The organism is Pedobacter sp. HMWF019 (assembly GCF_003061025.1).
In the GTDB taxonomy this organism is placed as follows: Bacteria; Bacteroidota; Bacteroidia; order Sphingobacteriales; family Sphingobacteriaceae; genus Pedobacter.
On sequence record NZ_QAIL01000575.1, the window covers coordinates 1 to 1,340 of the forward strand.

Sequence of the window (1,340 nt, forward strand, 5' to 3'; positions counted from 1 at the left end):
TGTATGTTCTTAAGAAAGATTAGTTTCTTGAAGATTCAACACGACGGTTTTGGATACGACCTTCTTCAGTATCGTTAGAAGCAACTGGGTTAGCTTCACCATAACCTTTAGTTACTACAGCGCTAGAATTAACACCAGAGTTTACTAAGTAAGTTTTAACAGAGTTAGCTCTGTCTTTAGACAATTTCAAGTTATATGCAGCAGTACCTTCGCTTGAAGCATAACCTTTTAAAGTTACTTTACCACCGTTTTCACGTAATCCTGAAGATAATTTATCTAAAATTGGATAAGACTCAGTTTTTAAAACTGAACTGTTGAATTCAAATTGGATTGGCTCGAAACCAGTTACATTGCTAGTAGCAGGAGCTACAACAGATGCTTTTGGAAGTGGACATCCAGATCCGTCAACAGCAGTACCAGCTGGAGTTCCAGGGCATTTGTCAAACTGATCAGCAACACCGTCACCATCTGAATCTTTTTTCAAATCTTCAACTGATTTCTCTACGTTAGAAACACGAGTTTTAAGTGCTTCAACTTCTTGACGCAATGAAGGATCTTTCAATTCATCATACATCAAAGCCAATGGATTCACCCATTCCAAATCTGGTTTAGATTTAGAACCCAGAGAGAACTCAAGACCAGCGTATCCGTAAGAGAATTTATCTTTAGTCGTTCCTTTTGCATAAACTCCGTCTAAGTTATCACCGTCAACAAAGTGCATAGTATAACCCAAGTTGAAAGCAACACGGTCAGAAACTTTAAATTTCACACCAGCACCAACTGGAATGTAAGATTCTTTAACGTAAGTTTTGTCATGGTTATCACCAGCTTTATCTTTCCAGTCAGTAACTGTTCCGTTTGCAGCAGTAACTTTAGGTGCATAAGCAGCTAAACCGTAACCAAGAGACACGAAGAAGTTAACTGAATTTTCGCGACGTAAAAAGTCAACAGTTGCAACGTTAACAACACCTCTTAAATCAGCAGAATAAGCAAGATCAGTTTCAAATGATTTTACACCATTTGCAACACCACCTGGCATGTCTTTGTTAGTACCAGAGATTTTTCCGCGGAAAATGTTACCCTCGATACCAAATGCATGACCTAATTGTTTTTTCAAAGAGATTCCGTAACCTAAGTTAACTTCAGCATTTTTGAAATCGTTAGAACCACCGATAGCAACGAACGGAGATAAAACACCCGCGTTTACACCGATTGACCAGGTTCTGTACTGGCCCCTTCCGCCAAATACCTTGGCTGAAGACGGAGACTCAGCAGGAGCGTCCTGTGCGTTAACAAGAGTCGTAGCTCCCATTAAAGCGACAAAAGAAACTGCCAGACCC

The 1,340-nt window shown here is 39.9% G+C and carries 1 protein-coding gene; it reads right to left on the reverse strand.

Annotation, left to right across the window (positions count from 1 at the left end; genetic code table 11):
• Positions 1 to 19: 19 nt before the first annotated feature.
• A partial coding sequence (locus tag DBR11_RS27570; RefSeq protein ID WP_369974467.1) for an OmpA family protein occupies positions 20 to 1,340 on the reverse strand: 1,321 nt, incomplete at its 5' end.